General features: G+C 32.4%; 15 protein-coding genes. 7 read left to right on the top strand and 8 right to left on the bottom strand.

Translation table 11 applies throughout. The features are described 5' to 3' along the window. Positions 1–4,490 (top strand): LamG-like jellyroll fold domain-containing protein (locus L6Q46_RS05450; RefSeq protein ID WP_291283457.1); only part of this gene is annotated, 4,490 nt, incomplete at its 5' end. 20 nt (positions 4,491–4,510) lie between these two features. Here the strand turns inward: L6Q46_RS05450 and L6Q46_RS05455 are convergent. From L6Q46_RS05455 to hisS, 3 genes are all read right to left on the bottom strand, one after another. After that, complete coding sequence (locus tag L6Q46_RS05455) at positions 4,511–5,026, bottom strand: MepB family protein (RefSeq protein WP_291283458.1); 516 nt, start codon at positions 5,024–5,026, stop codon at positions 4,511–4,513. A gap of 11 nt (positions 5,027–5,037) precedes the next feature. Beyond that, positions 5,038–5,385, bottom strand: a complete 348-nt coding sequence (locus L6Q46_RS05460) for a hypothetical protein (protein WP_291283459.1) — start codon at positions 5,383–5,385, stop codon at positions 5,038–5,040. A 186-nt stretch (positions 5,386–5,571) separates the two neighbouring features. Beyond that, positions 5,572–7,293, bottom strand: coding sequence for a histidine--tRNA ligase (hisS, locus tag L6Q46_RS05465; RefSeq protein ID WP_291283460.1), 1,722 nt, complete (start codon positions 7,291–7,293; stop codon positions 5,572–5,574). Between the two features lie 273 nt (positions 7,294–7,566). On the opposite strand from hisS, the gene L6Q46_RS05470 reads away from it, so the two are divergent. Continuing rightward, on the top strand, positions 7,567–8,808 hold the full coding sequence (locus L6Q46_RS05470; protein ID WP_291283461.1) for an ABC transporter permease: 1,242 nt from the start codon (positions 7,567–7,569) through the stop codon (positions 8,806–8,808). Between the two features lie 111 nt (positions 8,809–8,919). On the opposite strand, the gene L6Q46_RS05475 is transcribed toward L6Q46_RS05470, so the two are convergent. The 4 genes from L6Q46_RS05475 to L6Q46_RS05490 form a co-directional block, all read right to left on the bottom strand. Then, on the bottom strand, positions 8,920–9,276 hold the full coding sequence (locus tag L6Q46_RS05475) for a four helix bundle protein (protein WP_291283462.1): 357 nt from the start codon (positions 9,274–9,276) through the stop codon (positions 8,920–8,922). Between the two features lie 123 nt (positions 9,277–9,399). Continuing rightward, the gene (gene prmC, locus L6Q46_RS05480) at positions 9,400–10,251 is read right to left on the bottom strand and encodes a peptide chain release factor N(5)-glutamine methyltransferase (protein ID WP_291283463.1); all 852 of its coding nucleotides are present in this window, start codon (positions 10,249–10,251) and stop codon (positions 9,400–9,402) included. Then, positions 10,241–11,173 carry a CDC27 family protein gene (locus tag L6Q46_RS05485; protein ID WP_291283464.1) on the bottom strand — a complete coding sequence of 311 codons (933 nt, stop codon included), beginning with the start codon at positions 11,171–11,173 and terminating at the stop codon, positions 10,241–10,243. Before L6Q46_RS05485 ends, prmC begins: the two co-directional genes overlap by 11 nt. A 16-nt stretch (positions 11,174–11,189) precedes the next feature. Then, positions 11,190–11,684: a GNAT family N-acetyltransferase gene (locus L6Q46_RS05490; protein WP_291283465.1), complete on the bottom strand. Its 495-nt coding sequence runs from the start codon at positions 11,682–11,684 to the stop codon at positions 11,190–11,192. 217 nt (positions 11,685–11,901) lie between these two features. On the opposite strand from L6Q46_RS05490, the gene ribD reads away from it, so the two are divergent. From ribD to L6Q46_RS05510, 4 genes are read left to right on the top strand one after another with little or no spacing between them, the layout of a single operon-like run. Then, complete coding sequence (gene ribD / locus L6Q46_RS05495) at positions 11,902–12,945, top strand: bifunctional diaminohydroxyphosphoribosylaminopyrimidine deaminase/5-amino-6-(5-phosphoribosylamino)uracil reductase RibD (RefSeq protein WP_291283466.1); 1,044 nt, start codon at positions 11,902–11,904, stop codon at positions 12,943–12,945. Then, positions 12,938–13,540: an HAD family phosphatase gene (locus L6Q46_RS05500; protein WP_111567727.1), complete on the top strand. Its 603-nt coding sequence runs from the start codon at positions 12,938–12,940 to the stop codon at positions 13,538–13,540. Before ribD ends, L6Q46_RS05500 begins: the two co-directional genes overlap by 8 nt. A 7-nt stretch (positions 13,541–13,547) precedes the next feature. After that, positions 13,548–14,408, top strand: a complete 861-nt coding sequence (locus tag L6Q46_RS05505; protein ID WP_291283467.1) for a DMT family transporter — start codon at positions 13,548–13,550, stop codon at positions 14,406–14,408. Position 14,409: 1 nt separating this feature from the next. Then, positions 14,410–15,024: a YigZ family protein gene (locus L6Q46_RS05510; RefSeq protein WP_291283468.1), complete on the top strand. Its 615-nt coding sequence runs from the start codon at positions 14,410–14,412 to the stop codon at positions 15,022–15,024. Here L6Q46_RS05510 and L6Q46_RS05515 read toward each other — a convergent pair. Then, entirely contained in the window at positions 15,021–15,431 is a 411-nt protein-coding gene (locus tag L6Q46_RS05515) for a thioesterase family protein (protein WP_291283469.1), read from the bottom strand. The genes L6Q46_RS05510 and L6Q46_RS05515 overlap by 4 nt on opposite strands. Positions 15,432–15,635: 204 nt before the next feature. Between L6Q46_RS05515 and dnaA the strand changes: the two genes are divergently transcribed. Beyond that, on the top strand, positions 15,636–16,951 hold a 1,316-nt coding region (gene dnaA / locus L6Q46_RS05520; RefSeq protein ID WP_291283470.1), incomplete at its 3' end, for a chromosomal replication initiator protein DnaA.

Consider the following 16,951-nt stretch of genomic DNA (forward strand, 5'->3'; position numbering starts at 1 on the left):
CAGATGTTTATACGTTTAACCATGCTGCAAGTGCTGGTAACACTGTTGGTTCTCCTTACACTTATGCTATTCCAAATGGAAATACACAAGTAAAAATTAGAATTCGATTTGATGAATTAAATGGAGGAAGTAATACTTCTGATTATTATTTCATAGACAATGTTAGTTTGTATGGAAGTCTAACTGGAAATCATTTAGAAATTCTTGGATTAAACAATACAACCATTGCTCATAACGCATCGGTTTCATCAAGTTATGGAACAGATTTCGGAGAAACTCAAATTGTTTCAGATCCTGTAATTAGAACGTTCACTGTAAAAAATATCGGAACTAATACCATTAACTTAACTGGAACTCCTTTGGTACAAATCATAGGAAGTTCAGATTTTACGGTTATTCAAAATCCGAGTAGTTCCATCAATACGAATAACTCAAGTACTTTCCAGATACAATTTAATCCAAGTTCTATTGGAACAAAAACAGCACAAGTATCCATTGCAAGCAATAGTGATGATGTGAGTCCGTTTTTATTTGACATAACAGGAAAAGGAATTCAAACCTTTTACGATAGTGACAACGATGGAATTTTCGACAATGTTGACATAGACGATGACAATGACGGAATTAGAGATGATATTGAAGAATCAAATTGTAATTCTTTAAATGGAAATAAAGTAAATTATAAATTCCTTAACGAAACTTTTGGAGCTGGAAGTCGTACAACTATCAATACAACTTATAATGCTTTAACTACGTATTGTTTTGAAGACGGAACCGTTGGAGTAAACACTCCAGAATGTCCAAATCTTAACTTAACCGACTTAAATGACGGAAAATATACTGTTGGTCCATCTGCTCAAATTGCTTCTTGGGCTGCTTCGTATTGGCACATGGGTGGTGATCATACAGGAAATCCAAATGGAAGAATGGCTATTTTTAATGCGTCTTACACACCAGGAATTTTCTATACAGCAACCATTACAGGAGCACTTCCAAACATTCCAATTACCTACAGTTTTTGGGTTTTAAATTTAGATAGAACAGATGCTCCTGGAATTGCAACTCGATTAAGACCTGATGTAAGAGTTGAATTCCGCGATATGAGTAATAACCTAATTACTTTTATTGAAACTGGAGATATTCCACCTACTACAGCTGGAAATTTAGCTGGAGACTGGCAACATTTTACTGCAGATATCAATCTTAATGTGAGCGCTTTTCAAGTAATTTTCATCAATAACGAAACAGGCGGTACTGGAAATGACTTAGCTTTAGACGATATCTTAATTTCTCAAACGTTATGTGATTTAGACGGAGATAACATTGCCGATGTATTCGATTTAGATTCAGATAACGACGGAATTCCAGATGTAGTTGAAGTGGGTTTAGGTAATTTATCAGATGGAAAAGCTTATTTGTACCAATGGGTAGATGTAAACCAAAATGGAATGCATGATGTAGCGGAATCTCACATTGTTCCTGATAATGATGGCGATGGCGCTCCTAATTACTTAGATTTAGACAGCGATAACGATAGTGTTTTTGACGTAGATGAATCTTGGGCAGGAAATATAAATGCTTATGCAGGTTTTGAAAATGGTGATGGCGACATTAATGGTGATGGCGCAGGAGATGGTCCAGAATCAGAAGATTTTAGAAATAAAGATACAAACGGTGATGGTAATTTAGAAGGCTTTGGCGACGGAATCTTAGACATTTATGATTATGCCTTCAATAGTTATGGAAATGACAATCAAGGCACGAATGTAGCGCCTTTTACTTATTATGTTAAAGATACCGATGGCGATGGAATTCCAGACTATTTAGATGTGATGTCAAACGGAGTAACTCTTGACATTTCGCACACCCTTTACGCTAGTTTAGACACCAACAACGATGGAATTATCGACGGAAATACCGATACCGATGGAGATGGAATTTTAGACGCTTTCGACACTAATAACGCTGTTTTTGGTTCGCCAAGAGATTTAGAACGAAAACTATTCATTGATTTTGATGGTAGAAACGATTATGCAACCGACAACAACATTATAAGCAATTGGCCAAACGTTTCTTTAATGGCTTGGATTAATATTAACCCTACATTTTCTTCTGAAGGAATTGTGGTGAGCCAAGACAAATTTTACATAAAAATTACCAATACAAAAGAAGTAGAAGTAGTTGCCAATGGAACAACTTTAAGTAACAATTTGGCACTAAATTCGGCACAATGGATTCATGTTGGAGCAGTTTATGATGGTTCAAACGAACTATTGAAATTATTTGTAAATGGTGAAATGGTTGCAAGCACTTCTGTTTCTGGAACTATTTCAGATACTTCGCTTTTTACCATTGGAAAAAATTCAATTACAAATACCCAGTTTTTTAAAGGAAAAATCGATGAAGTTCGCTTGTTTAATGTTGCGTTAACGGATTCGCAATTCCAAAAAATGGTGTATCAGGAAATTCAAGATAATAGTAGCCAAACACGCGGTGCCATTATTCCAAAAGACATTCCAAGTTTACCATGGGCTAATCTTGTACGCTACTACAGAATGGACAATTATAAAGATGATGTAATTGATAATCATACTACCTTAACAATAGATACAACTCCAGGAGCTAGAATTTTCAATGTAAAAACCATTGCCGTTCAAGAAGCGCCAATGCCATTTGTAACAGAACAAACAGGTGATTTTCCAACAGCCGCAAACTCAGTTCAAAAAGAAATTCGTGGATTAGATATTGCCGATTATGATTGGTCAATTGTTCATGTGAAACACAACATTAATTCAAACATAAATCATATTGATTTAGGAATGATTGTAGATTCAAATGTATTAATTGATGTTGTAAATGATACCAAACTACAAAACGATTGGTATTTAAAATTGGATGGAAAAATCGATTTGCATGATTATTCACAGTTGCTTCAAACTACTGATAGTGATTTAGACCCTACGAGTATTGGTACCATTGAAAAAGATCAAAAAGGAACTGGAAATTTATACAATTACAATTATTGGTCATCTCCAGTAAGTACAATTGCAAGCACCACAAATAATAACACCGGATTTACAGTTAAAAATGTTATGAGAGATGGAACAAATCCATTATCACCACAACCAATAACATGGATATCTGGATTAAACGGCACTGCAAATCCTCTAAGATTAGCAAGATATTGGTTGTACAAGTTTACCAATTTAACATCAGAATATGCTAATTGGCAACAATTCAATGAAAACACAATACTGCAATCTGGACAAGCTTACACCATGAAAGGAAGCGGAATTGTAACTCCTCCAAACATTCAACTTCAAAATTATGTTTTTACAGGAAAACCAAATAATGGATTAATCAATAATAGCGGAATTCTAGTTGGAATTAATAACATTAACTTAGTTGGAAATCCTTATCCATCTGCACTTGATGCTAATGAATTTATCAATGATAATTTAGTAGCTACAACGGGTACGATTCATTTTTGGGAACATTATCCTTCCAATAGTACACATGTATTGGCAGGTTATCAAGGAGGCTACGCAACCAGAAATTTAGTTGGAGGAACACCACCTGTTTCCCCTGCCTTAATTAGTGGTTTAGGCTCAAGCACAAGAATTCCTGGAAGATATATTCCAGTTGCACAAGGTTACTTTGTTGTTGGAAATTCTAATGGTGGACAAATAATATTTCAAAACAGTCAAAGAAGATTTGTAAAAGAAACCAATGCAAACTCTAACGAAATGTTTAGACAAAATAATGTTACTACAAGCACACAAAATGGTGATGATGAAGAAATTCCTGATAATTTTACAAGAATGCGAATAGGATATACTGGTGCAACAAATTTTCATCGTCAGCTTTTGATTGGTTTTATGAATGAAAACGCTAATGATGATTACAACTTAGGCTATGATGGAGAAATAATTGATATTCAACCAGATGATGCTTATTTTCAATTAGATAATTATAAATTGGTTATTCAAGGTGTTGGCTACTTTAATACAAATGCTATTTATCCAATAACAATAAAATCAAGTCAAACTGGAACCGTAAATTTCATGCTTGATGGAACAGAAAATTTCGATTTAAATCAACCTATTTACATTCATGATAACACAAATGATAGTTATAATGACATTAGAACATCAAATTTTAGTGTGGTACTTTCATCAGGTGAAATTAATGGCAGATTTTCGTTGCGATTTTCAAATCAAACACTTTCAAACAATGATTTTGAAAACAATCAAAAATTAGTGTTCTTTAATTCTGAAAGACATCAATTAGAAATTATAAATTCAAAAAATACTGAAATTGAAGAAGTTACTTTATTTTCAATTTTAGGGCAAAAAATTAATCTTTGGGAAGTAAATAGTTCAGAAAACACTATCAAATTACCAGTTAAAAATGTTGCCACTGGAATTTACATTGCCAAAATAAAAACCAATGATGGCAATTCCTTTAGCGAAAAAATAGTTATCAAATAATAGAATTTAAAATCGGATACTTATCCATTTGAAAGTATCCGATTTATTTTTTCTAAATCTGTTAATGTGTTTTCTTTAATTTCAACAAAATATAAAAACTGCCAAGCCTTAGTTTGTATTGCTTGCTTATTTATGGGTTTATCCCAAGGTGCGTAAACTCTAATACCACGCTTCCCTCCTTTTTTATTTTGTGAAATAATTCCTTTGGAAACTAAAACTGATTTAGGAAAAATAAACTGACCGAAATTTTCAGAATCTCGTACCGAAATAATCATAAAATCTAATGAATCTAAAACATCAAATGGAGCTGTGATACCTTCGCTATTTCGTTTCCAAATAGCAACAAATTGTCCGATTTTTGTGGGCGTGATATTCGCAACTCGGTATTGAATTCGTTTATTATTTAATTCAAAAGAACAAGCACCATAATTTGCACTCTCAGAATTCCAAATAAGATTTTGAAGTTGAAAACCGCATTCGTTATAAAGTAATTTTTCAGCTAATTGCAAATCGCTTTCAAAACTTTCTGAATTCATTTATTGAAAATTTAAATCTTAAAACGATCTCCTAACTTTTTCCCAATCAAATAAGCGATTCCAATTCCTAAAATTAAAATCCAAAGATTCATAAAAATATAAAACGTGTAAGCAATTGGATTTTCAGTTGAATTGAAGCAATAACTATCATTCAAGAAACAAAACTGAGTCTTTTCCTTAGAAAATAACGACAACGCAAAACTCATCAAAAAAGTAATTCCAATCGCCGACAAAACATAAACTACGTTTTTATTCATCGGTTTTTTACCGGTTGGAGCAAATACATTTCGTTCTGCTTCAGTACGTTTGTTGTTCTGAAGTGACCAAATTACTTTTTTAGCTTCGTCGTCTACATTCATATCAAAAATCAATTACAAGTTCAAGGACAAATTCAAATTCAAAAATCAAGAGCAATTACAATAAGTGAAACGCTCTGTGAATCTCTCTTCAACACAATTAAATTCAAAAAAACTCAGTGAATCTCTGTGCAAAAAAGGGACGCTTTCAGCGTGACAAGTTTGCGTGTAACAAAGTTCGGATTTTAATTATTGTAATAAAGTAACTAATGTTGCAAAGTCTACTTTTTGTTGTTCGCCAGTAGCTAAGTTTTTCAATCCAAATTCTTCACGCTCAATTTCCGATTCTCCTAAAATTACTGCAAATGGAATTCCTCTTCTATCGGCATGTTTGAATTGTTTGTCAATTTTTGATTTATCAGGATATAATTCAACTTTGATTCCTTTTTGACGTAATTTTCCGATAGCTTTCATCGCATACAAGGCTTCTTTATCACCAAAGTTCAAGAATAACGCTTTTGATGTGGCTAAAACAGCTTCTGGAAATAAACCAACTTCTTCCATTACCAAAGCAATTCGGTCTAAACCAAATGAAATTCCTACACCCGACATATTTTTCAATCCGAAAATCCCTGTCAAATCATCATAACGTCCACCGCCACCAATTGAACCCATTGCTACTCCTTTTGGTGCAGCGACTTCAAAAATAGCGCCCGTGTAATAATTTAAACCACGCGCTAACGTAACATCTAAATCCAAGAAAGCGGTTTGTAAACCTAAAGTCGTAACGTTATCGCAAATGAATTGCAACTCGTTTACGCCTTTCATTCCTTCTTCTGAATTCACTAATAAATTTGCTAATTTTTCTATTTTTTCGTTTATAGTTCCTGTAAAATTGAACAACGGTTGTACTTTTTCAATCGCTGTTTCCGAAATGCCTTTTTCTAACATTTCTTTTTTCACGCCGTCCTCACCTATTTTGTCTAATTTATCTAAAGCTACCGTAAAATCAATCAATTTATCCGAAGCGCCAATTACCTCAGCAATTCCTGATAAAATTTTACGATTGTTAATTTTAATCGTAACACCACCTAAACCTAACTGACTAAAAACAGAGTCATACAATTGCACCAACTCCACTTCTTGCCAAAGCGAGTTTGAACCCACCACATCAGCATCACATTGATAAAACTCTCTAAAACGTCCTTTTTGAGGTCTATCGGCACGCCAAACTGGTTGTATTTGGTAACGTTTGAACGGAAACTCAATTTCGTTTTGATGTTGCACCACATAACGCGCAAAAGGGACGGTTAAGTCGTAACGAAGAGCTTTTTCAGAAATTTGCTTTGTTAAATCTCTAGAATCAAGTTCTGCAAACCACTTCCCCAAAGTCCTATCTACAGAAATTTCTACAAATCTTTTAACTTTACTATTAGAATTAGGATCACATTCTTTACATTCTTTCAAAGCGTTTAATAAAATCTCATCTTTTAAAATACTACTTCTTCTCAAGTATTTAGTTTCTTCTTCGACTATTTTAAAAAGTCTTTTAGAATAAAAACTTGATAACTTATTATCTTTTAAAAATTCTTTATTAATATCATCTACTAAACCTTTAATAAATTTTTCATCAAACAAAACTTCCAATTTAACCTCAGTATTTTCGTTATTTAATTTATTACTAAGCTCTAACATTATATGCATATAAATGCTTTTAACATAAGCTTTAATAACAACCGAATAATTCTGATAGTATTCCCCAGAATTCAAAATCTTAAAAATCAGTCTATCGCCTTCTTCGCCATATTTTCCCATTAAGGTTTCTGAGTTTTCAAACGAAGGCGTTTCAATAGGTTGAAAGCCAAATTTCTCAAAATTGGTTTTTATCGTACTGAAAATATAATTGCGTTTCGCCACTTCTGCTGGTGAAAAATCTCGGGTTCCTTTTGGTATGCTTGGTTTTTGTGCCATTTTAAATTTAGAATTTAGAATTTAGAATTCTGAAAGTATAGAAATCTTAAAAATTTCGTAGTGCAAATATCGAACATATTCGGCAGTATAAAAAATCTATTTTTTTTAGCATTAGATTTATTTCTGTCATTTCGACGCAGGAGAAATCACATTATCTAAAATTCTTTATGAGATTTCTCCTGCGTCGAAATGACAAAGCGATTAAAACAAGTATATGTTTAAAAAAATCAACACAATATTGTAACATTCAAACAACTTTTTAGTCTTATAGTCATGGTAGGATTATTTAAAGAAAATACAAAAATTGCGCTTGATTCCATTAAAGGTCAGGCTTTGCGTACTTCGTTAACAGTTATGATTATTGCTATTGGAATCACGGCTTTGGTTGGAATTCTAACAGTAGTTTCGGCTTTAGAAAATACGATTTTGAAAGATTTTGCTTCTATGGGAGCGAATACATTTTCAATTAGTCAATACGATTTTTCTTCTGAAATTAATCAAAACGATACCGAACAACGTGTCAATCCTATCATAAGTTACCCAGAAGCCAAGGCTTTTCAAGACAAATTTAATTTCCCTTTTACCACCACTTCGCTATCGTTTACTGCAGGTTCTGCTATCGAAGTAAAATATGGCGAAAAGAAAACCGATCCAGAAATTTCGGTTGTAGGTGTAGATGAAAATTATTGCCCAAATAAAGGTTTAGAAGTTACAAAAGGTAGAAATTTCAATTCATTTGACATAGCAAACAACAATTACGTTTGTGTTTTAGGTTCGGATTTTGAAAAAGGATTGTTTGAAAATATCAATCCATTAGATAAAACGATTTCTATTCGTGGTGCTAAATTTAAAGTAATTGGTGTGTTAAAAGAGAAAGGTTCTACGTTTGGAAACAGTCAAGATTTACGTGTTTTGATTCCAACACAAGTGGCGCGTTCCTTATTTTCGGCTCCTAATATTAACTACGATTTAGACGTGATGGTTACCAATGAAGCACTTTTAGATGAAGCGGTTGATGATGCGATTATCACCATGCGAAGAGTTCGAAAATTAAGTCCGGTTGAAAAAGATAACTTCGGAATTGAGCGTAGTGATGATTTGATTCAAACTTTACTTTCTAATACGGCAGTTCTAGGAATTTCGGCTTGGGTAATTGGAATTATTACGGTTTTTGGTTCGTCGATTGCGTTGATGAATATTATGTTGGTTTCCGTTTCTGAAAGAACGCGTGAAATTGGAGTAAGAAAATCGCTTGGTGCGAAACGAAGTACGATTGCTTGGCAGTTTTTTACTGAAACTTTAGTAATTGGTCAGCTAGGTGGTTTAGTTGGAATCTTATTAGGAATTTTGATTGGTTTTGCCATTGCATCTGCCATTGGTTTTGACTTTGTAATTCCATGGATGGCGATTATTGCAGCTTTCATTACAACGTTTATTGTAACGATTGTTTCTGGATTGTATCCTGCGATTAAAGCTTCGAAATTAGACCCTGTGGAAGCGTTGCGTTACGAGTAAATTTGAGGTACGAAGTACAAAGTACGAGTTACGATAAATATCAGGTACATTAAAAATATGAAATAAATTTGAGGTACGAGATACAAAGTACAAGGTACGATATATAAAATACTAATTTTTAGAATTTTGATTATTTCTTGAGGTTTTTATTGAAGCTACTATAATTGCTAAAATTTCATTCCCCTCTTTCAATAGCGCCTCAATTTCTGAATGTAATTCTTGATTTTTGTTTATTTCAAGAATGATTTCAAGAAAGAAATTACTTTCATCAGCTTCTTCCTCAACGATTTTTAATTTATTAATAAAGTCAGCAGTTGATTTTGCACGTTGTGAAGCTCTGTAATTTGCTCCCACCGAACTAGAAGATCTAATGAGTTGATTAACATAAGCATTAAATTCTCTTGAATGTGGCAATTTAGAACATAAATTAGAACAATCAATAGTAAACTTTTTTGTTCTAGCTTTCATATCAATTCTCATATTTTTACTCTTAAAATAATTTGTAAATATAAAATTCCTACTTAACAACTCAAATACACTTCGTACATTGTATTTCGTCTTTTGTACTTTTCACCTCGTACCTCTTATTTCTTACCTCGTACTTTTCACCATTCTATCATTACCATAAATATCCTTTTTCAATTCGATATTTTTGAAACCCATATTTTCAAGTAATTCAACGGTTTCTTTTCCTAAATATTGATTGATTTCAAAGAATAATAATCCGTTTGGAGTTAAATTTTTCAAAGCCAATTGTGCTATTTTTCTATAAAAAAGTAATGCATCAGTATCTTCTACAAATAGCGCTAAATGCGGTTCGTAGTCTAATACGTTTTTCTTGATTTCTTCTTTTTCCAAATTACGAACATAAGGAGGATTGGATACAATGATATCAAAATATTGATTCAAATCTTCCACTTCTAAAATATTAGTTTGAATGAAATTGATTTCAACCTTATTTGAAACCGCATTTCTTTTAGCTACTTCTAATGCTTTTTCGGAAACATCAATCGCTGAAACATTGACTTCAGGTAAATTCGCTTTTAATGAAATCGGAATACAACCTGTTCCTGTTCCAATATCTAAAATGTTGATGGGTGATGGATGTTTGGTGATGGGTGAATTCAAAATCCACTCAACTAATTCCTCTGTTTCTGGTCTTGGAATTAAAGTGTTTTCATTGACTTCAAATTGCAAACCGTAAAACCAAGCTTCACCTGTGATGTATTGAATGGGTTTTTCTTGTTGTAATTCAGATAAAATAGCATTCCACTTTTTAACATCATCTTCTGAAAGCTCAAAATTTGGATTCAAAGCTACATCTACTCGCTTTAAATTATGCAAATATTCGGTTAGGATGAAAAAGAAACTTTCGATTTCTTGTTCGTCATGGATGTTTTTTAACGAATTGAAAAAGTGAGTCTTAAGTGCTTTAATTACCATTTTGATTCTTATATTTTTCGTATATTTTTTGCCAATATTCATAAACAAAATCTTGATAAGCTCTTGACGGTAAGCCAACAGCAATTCTTCGTTTATCTAAATTTTCGTAATCATTAATCTTTTCTTTACCAACATTTTGATAAATCCCATAATCAAAAACACCGTTACTTCTTAATATGCTATCCGATAAATCACCATAAAGTCTTGCAGGTGCTCTTCCTCTTCTAATTAAGTCAAGTAAAATTGGCTTCCAAAAATCAGCTTTATTACTTCTAATATGCATTACTAAAACTGAGATTTCAGGATCATAATTATCTACATTATAATTTCCAACTTGATTGAATGAATACTCGGGAAAAAAATCATAATCTACAACAATTCTGTACAATTTTAGTTGATTAATACTATCTATTACCTTTGCTTTTTGCTCATCATATCCATTTGTTCTAACACTCTGGTCATCAATTTTCATTTGATTCAACTCTTTTCTTAAATTAAAATCAACTTTCGAAAGGTATTCCTCTCTGAATTTAGGCTCTTTTTTTTCTAATTTACCCCAACCTTTAACATTTTTGATTTGATTTAGAATCGTGTCATTTTCGAAAAAACTCAACTTGAATCCGTAATCTTTAACTAATATAGTTGCATACTTTAATGCTTCTTTTTTTTTACCCAACCTAAAAGCACATTCGGCTAAGATTTTAGGCTCATAAATCCCTGTTTGATTCAATAATGGACAATTCTTTTCGGCTGTTTTTAATAAATCATAGGCTTTTTGATAATTCCCATTCAAATATTGATAATTCGCCTGATAAACATACTGATAGTAATTGTTGATATAATCGTATTCTTCGTTGATTTTTTTCTTCTGAGAAAAACCAACAATTGATATCAATAAAAAAACTAAAATCTTAATCTTCATTATACTAGTCTTAATTCTACAACTTCTTCGTCATCCAAACTTCACAACTGTTATGACCAGTATTTCCCATTGGACCATCGATATTTTCAAAACCTATTCTTTTGTAAAGCTTTTGAGCGGTTGTCATGAAAGATAAGGTTTCTAAATAACAGATTTCAAAACCTTGTGTTTTCGCAAATTCCAAACATTTTTCAATGATTTTTTCCGCATAACCCGTTCCTCTGATTTCAGGAGCAAAATACATTTTTTGTAATTCACATACTTTAATGGTGTCATGCTGAACTGGTTTCAGCATCTCTAAAGGCGCAACACCGCAACCTCCAACCACTTTTCCTTCTTTTTCCACAACATAATAAATAGAACGCGGTGCTTGATATACTTCGTATAACGTATCTAAAATTGGGTCAGCATAAGCTGTTCCCACTTTTGGGGCATCGAGTTCATGAAAAATATCGCGAATTACTTTAGCAATCGACTCATTATCTTTTTGTTGGATTTCTCTAATTAGCATAGCATTTTTATTGTTGGGTAAAATTACATAAATTAACTTGAGATTTTTTTAAACATATAAGTCATTTAAGATTTTTTTACATTTTGGAAAGATTTAAAAAGCTCACAAAAGAAAATTAAAAGCTTATACGAACTTGTTAATTAACTTCTTAAACATTTTCAAACTTATATGACTTATATGTTTATTTTTTTACCCTTAAAAATACTACTTTTGTATTATGACGACGCACGAATTTTACATGAAACGCTGTATTGAACTCGCCAAAAATGGTTTAGGAACTACGTATCCAAATCCGTTGGTGGGAAGTGTTATTGTACATGATGGTAAAATCATTGGCGAAGGTTGGCATAAAAAAGCTGGCGAACCTCATGCGGAAGTCAATGCTGTGAATTCAGTAAAAGATAAATCGTTGTTGAAAGAAGCTACTATTTACGTGAGTTTAGAACCGTGTAGTCACTTCGGAAAAACGCCTCCGTGTTGCGATTTAATCATTGCAAATGAAATTCCGAATGTAGTTGTTGGAACGGTTGACCCTTTTGCGAAAGTGGCTGGAAATGGGATTAAAAAACTAATCGAAAGCGGTAAAAATGTAACCGTTGGCATTTTAGAAGACGAATGCAACGAACTCAACAAACGATTTTTTACCTTTCATCAAAAGCAAAGACCTTTTATTATTTTGAAATGGGCGGAAACAGCAGATGGTTTTATTGCTCCGATTTCAAGAGAAGAAAAAAGTCCAGTTTGGATTACGAATCCATATTCTAGACAATTGGTTCATAAATGGCGCACGGAAGAACAAGCTATTTTAGTGGGAACGAATACTGTTTTGGATGATAATCCAAAATTAGATGCACGTGATTTCTCAGGAAATAATCCAGTTCGAATTGTGTTGGATAAATCAGGGAAAATTTCTGAAAATTATCACGTTAAAAATAATTTGCAAAAAACAATTTTCATAACTGAGAGCGAAAATTTCATTTCAACTGAAAATTGTATCTATGAAAATGCTATCTTTGATATTCACCTGATTTCTTCAATTTGCGATATTTTGTATAAAAACAACATACAATCCGTCATAATTGAAGGAGGTAGTAAAACGCTGCAATCCTTTATAGATACGGATTTATGGGATGAAGCACGAGTTTTCAAAGGAGACACAACATTTCAAAACGGCATATTAGCCCCAAATATTTCCGGAAATCCGGTTGCTGGTTTTGACATAATGAATGATGAACTTAAAATTTTCAAGAATTATGATTGAAGCAATTATTTTTGATTTTGGCGATGTTTTTATCGATTTAAACAAACAAGCTATTGATACCGAATTTAGAAAATTAGGACTAACCGCTTGGCATGACGATTTAGATGCTTTGAATAAAAAGTACGAAATTGGAAAAATTGATGAACTCGAATTCATGCAAGGTTTTCAAAAACATTTACCAAATGCAGATTTAGCTGAAATTAGAGCGGCTTGGAATTCTATTTTAGGTGATTTTCCTCTATATCGTTTGGAATTTTTACAAATGATTTCATCAAGATATAAATTGTTTCTTTTAAGCAATACCGATCATACGCACATAGAAAAATTTGAACACAAAGAAGGGCAAACTTTTGCTCGCGATTTTTATAGTTGTTTTGAAAAAGTCTATTTTTCATACGAAATTGGAATGCGTAAACCAGACGAAAATGCGTTCAAATATGTAATTAACAATCATAATTTGAATCCTAAAAAAACATTATTTGTAGACGACAAAAAAGAAAATACAGATATGGCAGAAAAATTAGGTTTTCAAGTTTGGAATTTACAACCAGGAGTTGATGATGTTGTTGAACTTTTTGATAAAAAAATAATTTAATTACCCCGTGATTTACTTACTTCTGAGCATTCTTTTTAATGCCGTTCTTTTTGTTATTGTAAAACTTTTTGCAAAATTCAATATTGATGCATTACAAGCTTTAGTAGTAAATTATTTTGTAGCGTTTTTAGTTGGACTTTTCTTTTTAGACACAAGTATTGTTCCAAATGAAATTATGAATGAAAATTGGTTTAAAGGAAGTATTCTTTTAGGCTTTGTTTTTATATCTACGTTTTATGCTACCACGCTAACTTCGCAACGCAACGGACTTTCTGTGGCATCTGTAGCTTCAAAAATGTCGGTGATAATTCCTATTTCATTGGGTGTTATCTTATATAATGAACATCTTGGTATTATTAAGATTATTGGAATCGCATTAGCATTAATTGCCGTTTATTTTACTTCCAAAAAAGAAACTGGTGAAGTACAACAAGCTTCTAACCTTCTCTATCCTATTTTGGTTTTCTTTGGCGCTGGTACTATTGATGCGAGTTTAAAGTACTTGCAAACATTTCATGTTCCTTCAAATCAAATCGGTTTATTTTCCTCCGTAACTTTTTTCTGTGCTTTTAGTGTTGGGATACTAACGATATTATTTTTGACACTTCGCGGAAAAATTCAATTTTCAGGAAGAAATATTTTAGGCGGAATTGCTTTGGGTTTACCCAATTATTTTTCGTTGTATTTCTTAGTCAAAATGTTAGAAGCAAAAGCGTTTGAAAGTGCTACTTTATTTACGATTCATAACATTTCTATCGTTTTAGTTTCTACTTTTGTAGGCATTCTTTTTTTTAAAGAGAAAATTTCGATTCGCAATGCTTTCGGAATTGGATTAGCTTTATTTGCCCTTTATTTAGTTACCTATTAAAATGGATTTTTCAGAAAACGATTTATACAAAACCATAGATTTTCCATCGGAAGAAGTTTTACTCAAAGAAAAAAACAGTAAATTCTTTGGCTACGCTTTTCCTGTAACTACTGAAGAAGAAATCAAAGAAATTTTAGAGCGTTTACGAAAAGAACATTTTTCGGCGCGTCATTGGTGTTATGCGTATCAAATTGGTACAGAAAAAATTCAATACCGCGCTAATGATGATGGAGAACCTAACAATAGTGCCGGAATGCCTATTTACGGACAAATTCAGTCATTTGAAGTTACAAATGTATTAGTTGTAGTGGTTCGTTATTTTGGAGGCGTAAAACTCGGCGTTGGAGGTTTAATTTCTGCATACAAAACGGCAGCGCAAATGGCTTTAGAAAATGCAACAATTGTTGAAAAAACAATTAATAAACATTTTATCATTTCATTTGGGTATGCACACATGAATAAAGTGATGCGTATTATAAAAGAGAAAAATCTGCAAATCGTTTCTCAAAAAATGGAAATGGATTGCGAAATCGAAATTTCAATCCGAAAAAAAAATGTCCAAAATTTATTGGACACTTTTGAAAATTTATACGAAATAAAACTAACCGAAATTTAAACTTCGAGAAACGAATTTATCTTCTCCGAAACATAACTTGGAGGCAAAATTGGACGTCCCGATTTCATATCAACAAACACTAACATTGAGTAACCCGTTGTTAATAACTCATTTGCTTCATTATAAATTTCATAGTCAAATTCTATCTTCACAGAGGTCTGACTTTTTAATATTGTCTTAACAGTCAACAAGTCGTCATATCGAGCTGGTTTTTTGTAATTCATTGTTAATGAAACTACAGGAAGCATAACACCATTTTCTTCCATCCATTTATACGAAACCCCTAAGTTTCTTAACCATTCCACGCGTCCCATTTCAAAATACTGCGCATAATTTCCGTGATAAACGACTCCCATTTGGTCGGTTTCTGCGTAACGCACACGAACTTGAAATTGATATTCTCTCATATTAAATCTATATTAAATTAACATTAAAAAAAATCCTCTTAGGCTTACAATATTTTTTTTTAAAAATCAAGTCTAAAAAAATTTTTTTTACAAAAAATTGTTCACATATTTGCTAACCCAAATCATCCGAACTGAATATCCGTTCTGTTCACTTTTGTAACCTATTACAAAACTAAAATAAACAAGTAATAATTAATTGAATTTATGACAAAAACTGCGCAATCGGTATGGAACAACTGTCTGTCTTTCATAAAAGACAATATTCAAGATCAAGCTTACAAGACTTGGTTTGAACCTATACAGTCAGTTGAACTAAACGACAATGCGTTGTCTATTCAGGTACCTAGTAAATTTTTCTACGAATGGTTAGAAGAACACTATGTAAAATTATTAAAAGTTGCCTTGACTAAAGAGTTAGGACCAGGCGCAAAGTTATTGTATAAAATTAAAATGGAAAACACTTATGGCAATAAACTTCCATTTACTGAGCAAATTCCGAGTTATAACAGAACAGCGGTAAAACCTCAGGAAGTAGATGTGCCAATTGTGAATAAAAATCCAGAATTAAAAAACCCTTTTGTTATTCCTGGAATTCGTAATTTAAAAATCGAATCGCAATTAAATGCTAATTATAGTTTTGACAATTTCCTTGAAGGAGATTCAAACCGTTTAGCAAGAAGTGCTGGTATGGCTGTTGCAAATAAACCAGGTGGAACTTCATTCAATCCATTATTAATTTTTGGTGGAGTTGGATTAGGGAAAACGCACTTAGCGCACGCTATTGGGGTTGAAATTAAAGATAAATATCCAGAAAAAACCGTGTTGTATATTTCGGCTGAAATATTCACACAACAATATATTGATTCGGTTAAGAAAAATACTCGTAACGACTTTATTCACTTCTATCAATTAATTGATGTTTTGATTATCGATGACGTTCAATTCTTATCGGGTAAATCAGGAACGCAAGATGTATTTTTCCACATCTTCAACCACTTACACCAAAACGGAAAACAAGTAATTCTTACTTCTGACAAAGCACCAGTTGACATGCAAGATATTGAGCAACGCTTACTATCTCGTTTCAAATGGGGATTATCAGCAGAATTACACCAACCTGACTACGAAACACGTATTTCAATTTTGAAAAACATTTTATTCCGTGATGGAGTTGAAATGCCAGAAGAAATTATCGAATACGTTGCTAAGAATATTAAATCTAATGTTCGTGAATTAGAAGGCGCTATTATTTCATTAATTGCTCAATCTTCTTTCAACAAACGTGAAGTTACTATTGATTTAGCTAAGCAAGTAGTTGAAAAATTCGTTAAAAACATAAAACGTGAAATTTCAATTGATTATATCCAGAAAATTGTTTCGGATTATTTCCAATTGGATGTTGAAACGTTACAGTCAAAAACTAGAAAACGTCACGTTGTACAAGCCAGACAATTAGCGATGTTCTTTGCTAAGAAATTTACGAAAGCTTCTTTGGCAAACATTGGTTCGCAAATTGGAGA

Source organism: Flavobacterium sp., from assembly GCF_023151265.1.
Taxonomy (GTDB): Bacteria; Bacteroidota; Bacteroidia; order Flavobacteriales; family Flavobacteriaceae; genus Flavobacterium.